Raw genomic sequence first — 6,221 nt, forward strand, 5'->3', positions numbered from 1 at the left:
GCCGGTGCCGGGCGCATCGAGCCGGGCTTCGAGCCGCTGCACGCGCCGGCGCAGGGCGAGCAGCAGGCCGAGCGTCAGCCCGAGCGTGGCGCCGAGCACGGCACCGGCGGCGTCATCGCGGGTGGCCTCGGCGCCGGTGATGGCCCCGAGGATGATCAGGAACAGCGACAGCAGCAGTGGCATCGGCAGCGGCGATCCGGCGGTGCGGGGCAGGCATGCACCCGTCGGCATCACTATATGCACCGGCCGGGCGGGCTGGTGCTGCGCCGCGTCACGCCGCCGGCCGGCGTGCGTGGCAAACTCCGCGCCCTTGTGCGCCGTTGCCGCCCCGGAGTGTTGCCGACATGCCGCAGACCTTCCCGTCCCGCCACCCCGCCGCCCGTCCGCGCCGCCTGCGCCGCGACGAGTTCTCGCGCCGGCTGGTGCGCGAGACCGTGCTGACGACCGATGACCTGATCCAGCCGCTGTTCGTGATCGAGGGTCACGGCCGGCGCGAGGCGGTGGCGTCGATGCCCGGCGTCGAGCGCGTGACCATCGACGAACTGCTGCGCGAGGCCGAACAGCTGGTCGCGCTCGGCGTGCCGGCGGTGGCGCTGTTCCCGGTCACCGCGCCCGAGGCCAAGAGCCTCGATGCCGCGAGCGCGTACGACCCGGCGGGGCTCGCGCAGCGTGCGGTGCGGGCGCTGAAGGAGCGCTTCCCGGAGCTTGGCGTCATCACCGACATCGCGCTCGATCCGTACACCAGCCACGGCCAGGACGGTCTGGTCGATGCCGATGGCTACGTGATGAACGACGAGACCATCGAGGTGCTGGTGAAGCAGGCGCTGTCGCACGCCGAGGCCGGTGCCGATGTCGTGGCACCGAGCGACATGATGGACGGGCGCATCGGCGCAATACGCAATGCGCTCGAAGCCGCCGGCCACATCCATACGCGCATCCTCGCGTATTCGGCCAAGTACGCATCGAGTTTCTACGGGCCGTTTCGCGATGCGGTCGGTTCGGCCGGCGCGCTCGGCAAAGGCAACAAATACACCTACCAGATGGACCCGGCGAACAGCGACGAGGCGCTGCGCGAAGTCGCGCTCGATCTCGACGAGGGCGCCGACATGGTCATGGTCAAGCCGGGCATGCCGTATCTCGATATCGTGCGGCGCGTGAAGAGCGAATTCGGCGTGCCGACCTTCGTGTATCAGGTCAGCGGCGAATACGCGATGCAGATGGCGGCGATCCAGAACGGCTGGCTCGCCGAAGCGGTGATCGCCGAATCCCTGCTTTGCATCAAGCGCGCCGGGGCCGATGCCGTATTGACGTATTTCGCGAAACGCGTCGCCGCCGATCTGCGGGAACGCGGCTGATGCGCCGGCCGGGGCTGTGGATCGGCGCGGCGGCACTCGTGCTCGGCGTGCTGACCGTGCCGCTGTTCGCACCGGGCAGCAAGCCGTCGGTGCCCGGCACCGACCTGCCCTGGCAGGTCGAAACCGACGCGCACGGCGTGCCGGCGGTGTTCGGCATCCGGCTCGGCGAGACGCGCCTGCAGGACGTGCTGCCGCGGCTCGGGCGCAGCGTCGAACTCGGCCTGTTCCGGCAGGCCGACGGCCGCAGCGTGCTCGAAGCCTATTACCGCGAGATCGAGCTCGGCGGCCTGACGACCAAGCTGATCCTGCGTCTCGGCGCCGGACAGGAGGCGCTCGATGCGATGATCGCGCGTGCCGGCAAGGGCGATCCGACGCCGTCGGGCTCGATGCAGTACATCCCGGCGAGCACCGACGACCACGCCATCATCGCGCTGCCGATCATCGGCCTCACCTATTCGCCGCTGGTGCGGCTCGACGAGGACGTGATCCGGAGCCGTTTCGGCGAGCCGGCCGAAAAGCTGGCCGAGAAGGACGGCGTGCACTGGCTGTATCCGGCGCGTTCGCTCGATCTGTTCCGGCAGGACAACGGCAAGTCGATCCTGACCTACCTGCTGCCGGCCGATTACGCGCAATGGCGCGCGCAGTACCGGCCGCCGTCCGGGCAATAGCTCTGCTGCCGGCACAAAAGGCCGGCAGCATCCGTCCGGCCTGCCTCGACCTGCGACCGGCAGCCATCCGGCTGCCGGTTTCGTTTGCCGGTGCGATCACGCCGATCCCGGCTGAACACCCGGTCTTTTCAGCCCTTCCCTCCTCGCGGGGGATGGGTTGGGGAGAGGGGGATCAACCGCGCATTCACGTGTGATCGGCATCATTCCTTTCGCCAGATTTCTCCGTGCGAGCGGGATGGTTTGGAAAGGACGACGTGCTGATCTGTGGCCGGCATTCCGGGCGTCGCATGCCGGAAGTCCGGCATCGCCGGAAATGCAGAGGATTGCATTACGGTGCGGATGCGGAATTTTCCGGTCCTGGTGAAAGGCAGGGGATTGCAGGAATCCGCGCCGGATCGTAATGCGCTCGAATGCCATCCGGCTTGCGGCCATGGATGGATTCCGTCCGTGTGCGCCGTCCGTGACGGAGGAATCCGGTGCCGGGAGCGGGCCGGGGCGACAGGGCGGTGACCGGTGGCCGGCGCACTGCTGCCGGCCGTCACGGCTTTGGCCGGACCCGATGGCGGCTGCTTTCGGAGGATGGCGGCCTGTTTTGTAAAACACTGTTTTTTATGGGAATGCCTGGATGTGCCGGCCGCTTGTCCGGGTTGCGGGTGGTCTGCCATGGGTGCCGTGCGGGGAGCAAGGGTCTGCGGGCCGGGCACGGCCTGCCATGCATTCCTGGAAGCCCGTGCGCCACATTCCGTTACCGAGTTGACGATTGGTGATTGGCTGAAGATCGTTTCGTTACGCATGCTGACAGGGTCGGAAAGCCGATGGATGCCAGCGGGAAGCGCGCATCGGCTGCAGCGGCTGTAAAACGCTGTGACACTGGATTCCGCCAGGGAGATCAGGCAGATTATCCTTTAGTTAATGTTTCGGGTGACGGACTTTCGACGATTCGACGCCCGGATTTGATGCTCAGTATCGGGTGTCAAGATTTCGACGAACCGGAACGGCACCTGACCCATAACGAGGATCGCGGCGGCAAACCCGCCCGAAACAATGAAATGAACGCCACGCACTGCCCCCGCATCCGCCAGGACGGCTTCACGCTGGTCGAACTGATGGTCGTGCTGTCCGTGGCGGCGATCCTGACCACGATCGGTGTTCCTTCCTTCCTGTCGACGATCCGCGACAACGGCGTCAGCACCCGGACCAACGAGCTGATCACCGATCTGGCGCTGGCACGCACCGAGGCGATCCGCCGCGGCCAGACCGTCACCGTCTGCCCGAGCACCGACGGCACGAGCTGCGCCGGCAGCGGCGGCTGGGAGCAGGGCTGGATCAGCTTCCGGGACAACGACGCTTCCGGCGTGCTCGACAGCAGCGACTGCTCGACGCCGGCCGACTGCGTGCTGCGCAGGAGCCCGGCGCTCGCGAGCGGCTACACGCTGCGCGCGAACAACGTCACGCTCGCTGCGCACCTGAGCTTCGACGGCATCGGCATGGCGACCGCGAGCTTCGGCCAGCTGCGGCTCTGCGACGAGCGCGGCATCAGCCACGGCCGCATCATCGACGTGGCTGCCGCCGGCCGGGCGGTGGCGAAGCAGCCTTCCGGCAGCGACAGCTGCGAGTGATGAGCCGGTGCCGGCGATGACGGCAGGCGCGTCGCCGGGCCGGCAGGTCCGGCGTCCGCATCGGGGACGGGGGACGCGGGCGTGGACGGCAGGCGGCAGGTGCAGGGATTCACGCTGATCGAGGTGCTGGTCGCGCTGCTGATCGCGGCGATCGGCCTGCTCGGCATGGCGGCGCTGCATCTTTCGGGGCTGCGCAGCGTCGAGACCGCCTACCAGCGCAGCCTGGCGACGCTCGCCGCCAACGACCTGCTGGAGCGCATGCGCGCCAACGCCGATGCGGTGCGCGCCGGCAACTACGCAAGCGCTTACGGCGCGGCCGCCACCGCCTCGACCGACTGCGAGGCGACGAGCTGCTCCGGCGCACAGATGGCGGCCTTCGACCTGGCGCGCTGGAAGGCTTCGCTCGGCGCGCTGCCGGCCGGCGACGGCAAGGTCGAGATGAGCGGCACGCGCGTCACCGTCACGGTGCGCTGGGACCATTCGCGATCGGGGGACGGGACGCAATGGGCGAGCTTCCTGATAACCACCGACTTCTGAACGCGCGCGCGCCACGCTGCGCCGCCGGCGGTTTCACGCTGATCGAGATGATGCTCGCGCTGGCGCTCGGGCTGCTGATCGTCGCCGGGGCGCTCGCCGTCTACGCTGCCAACCGCGCCGTCTACCAGCATCAGGAAGCCTGGGCGCGGCTGCAGGAGAACGCGCGGCTGGCCTTCGAGCTGATGGCCCGCGACGGCCGCCAGGCCGGCTTCATGGCCTGCCTGCCGGTGGCCGCCCCGCTCACCAACGTGCTGAACAGCGCGACGACCTACGAATGGCTGTTCGAACAGCCGGTCGACGGCTTCGAGGCGAGCGGCGTGTCGTGGTCACCGACGCTGCCTTCAGGCTTTCCGGCGCCGTACCGCGGCACCGACGTGCTGACGCTGCGCGGTGCGCAGTCCTCGCCGCAGACGCGCGTCAGCGCCCAGGCCAGCACCTCCGCCGACGTGACACTCGATAACGGCAGCGGCTTCGCGAGCGGCGACTTCGTGCTGCTGGCGGCGGCCGACTGCTCGGAAGGCGCGATCTTCCAGGTGAGCGGCGTCACGGCCGGGGCCGCGCCGGTCGCCTCGCTCGCGCACGCCGCCGGCGCCGGTTCGCCCGGCAACGCCAGTGCCGATCTCGGCGCGCGCTACGTCGGCGGACTGGCGCTGAAGCTGACCACGTATTCGTACTACGTCGCCGCCGGCAGCGACGGCCGCCCGGCGCTGTACCGCCGCCAGGGCAGCGCGACGCCGGTCGAGCTGATCCCGGGCGTCGATGACCTGCAGGTGCTCTACGGCCTCGCCGACGGCAGCAACGGCGACTACGCCAGCCGCTACGCGACGGCTGCAGTGATCAGCGCCGATGCCGATAACTGGCAGAAGATCGTCGGCCTGCGCGTGACGATGACGCTGGAAAGCCCGGACGACGGCATCACCGACAGCGCGCAGGCCGTGACCATCAACGGTGTCAGCGGCAGCGACCGCCGCCTGCGCCGGACCTTCACGGCCACGATCGCGATCCGCAACCGCCTGCCATGAACGCCACTCCGTTTTTCCGCTCCCCGGCTTCGCTGCGCGCGCCGCGCCGCGAGCGCGGTGCCGTGCTGATCATGACGCTGATCCTGCTGGTGGTCGCGACGCTGATCGCGCTGTCGGCGCAGCGCAACACCGCGCTCGAAGAGCGCATGGCCGGCAACCTGCTCGACCGCAACCTGTCCTTCCAGGCCGCCGAGGCGGCGCTGCGCGGCGGCGAGTCGGCGCTCGCCAATGCCGTGGCCGCGGGCAGCGTGCCGGTGCTCTGCAGCGCCGATGCCGGCAACTGCGCGGCCGGCTGGTACACGGCGGCGAGCGGCGCCCAGACGCCGGTCTGGAAGCGCGTCGGCTGGGGCGACGGCAACTCGGTGCCGATCGCCGTGGCGCCGCCCTCGGGCAGCACGAGTCCGCTCGCCGCGAACCCGCGCTACATCATCGAGCAGCTCGATGCCTCGACCTCGACCTGGCGGGTCACGGCGCGGGCGACCGGTGGCTCGGGCGCCGGCGTCGTCGTGCTGCAGTCGATCTACATCACCGAATAAACCAACCAGAAACGACCGGCCGGGCCGGCCCGGCGGGAAGGTATCCGATGTCCGTCCGCTGCATCCGCCCGCCGAAACCGTCGTCCCTGTGCGTCCTGCTGCTGCTGTTCGCCGGCCTGCTGCTGCCGGGGCCGGCTGCGGCGCTGAATCTCGCTCAGGCCCCGATCTATCAGGCACCGCCGCGCAAGCCGCTGGTGCTGCTGTCGATGTCGAAGGACCACACGCTGTTCTACAAGGCCTACGACGACTACTCCGACCTCGACAGCGACGGGGTGGCCGACACCACGTACAGAAACGCGATCACCTATTACGGCTATTTCGACAGCCTGAAGTGCTACTCCTACGACACGACGAACCAGCGCTTCGAGCCGGCCGCAGCGAGCAGCGACCACTACTGCAGCGGCACGACCTGGAGCGGCAACTTCCTGAACTGGGTGTCGATGGCGCGCATCGACGTGGTGCGCAAGGTGCTCTACGGCGGCCG

Annotated in this window: 8 protein-coding genes; 7 read left to right on the forward strand and 1 reads right to left on the reverse strand. The window is 69.2% G+C overall.

The genetic code is table 11. The annotated features are described in order from the left end of the window. A partial coding sequence (locus PKE44_RS07590) for a hypothetical protein (protein WP_324549696.1) occupies positions 1-183 on the reverse strand: 183 nt, incomplete at its 3' end. 161 nt (positions 184-344) lie between these two features. On the opposite strand from PKE44_RS07590, the gene hemB reads away from it, so the two are divergent. The 7 genes from hemB to PKE44_RS07625 all read left to right on the forward strand — a co-directional run. Further along, a complete protein-coding gene (gene hemB, locus PKE44_RS07595) occupies positions 345-1,355 on the forward strand; it encodes a porphobilinogen synthase (protein ID WP_324549698.1) in 1,011 nt (336 codons plus the stop codon). Next, complete coding sequence (locus tag PKE44_RS07600) at positions 1,355-2,023, forward strand: hypothetical protein (RefSeq protein ID WP_324549700.1); 669 nt, start codon at positions 1,355-1,357, stop codon at positions 2,021-2,023. Before hemB ends, PKE44_RS07600 begins: the two co-directional genes overlap by 1 nt. A 1,049-nt stretch (positions 2,024-3,072) precedes the next feature. Continuing rightward, positions 3,073-3,642 carry a GspH/FimT family pseudopilin gene (locus PKE44_RS07605; protein ID WP_324549702.1) on the forward strand — a complete coding sequence of 190 codons (570 nt, stop codon included), beginning with the start codon at positions 3,073-3,075 and terminating at the stop codon, positions 3,640-3,642. A gap of 81 nt (positions 3,643-3,723) precedes the next feature. Next, a complete protein-coding gene (gene pilV, locus PKE44_RS07610; protein WP_324549704.1) occupies positions 3,724-4,179 on the forward strand; it encodes a type IV pilus modification protein PilV in 456 nt (151 codons plus the stop codon). Further along, positions 4,146-5,201: a PilW family protein gene (locus PKE44_RS07615; RefSeq protein WP_324549706.1), complete on the forward strand. Its 1,056-nt coding sequence runs from the start codon at positions 4,146-4,148 to the stop codon at positions 5,199-5,201. Before pilV ends, PKE44_RS07615 begins: the two co-directional genes overlap by 34 nt. Beyond that, positions 5,198-5,737, forward strand: coding sequence for a PilX N-terminal domain-containing pilus assembly protein (locus PKE44_RS07620; protein ID WP_324549708.1), 540 nt, complete (start codon positions 5,198-5,200; stop codon positions 5,735-5,737). The genes PKE44_RS07615 and PKE44_RS07620 overlap by 4 nt, the downstream gene beginning before the upstream one ends. 47 nt (positions 5,738-5,784) lie before the next feature. Then, on the forward strand, positions 5,785-6,221 hold a 437-nt coding region (locus PKE44_RS07625), incomplete at its 3' end, for a hypothetical protein (RefSeq protein ID WP_324549710.1).

Origin of the sequence: Plasticicumulans sp. (genome assembly GCF_035331805.1) — a bacterium.
Classification (GTDB): Bacteria; Pseudomonadota; Gammaproteobacteria; order Competibacterales; family Competibacteraceae; genus Plasticicumulans.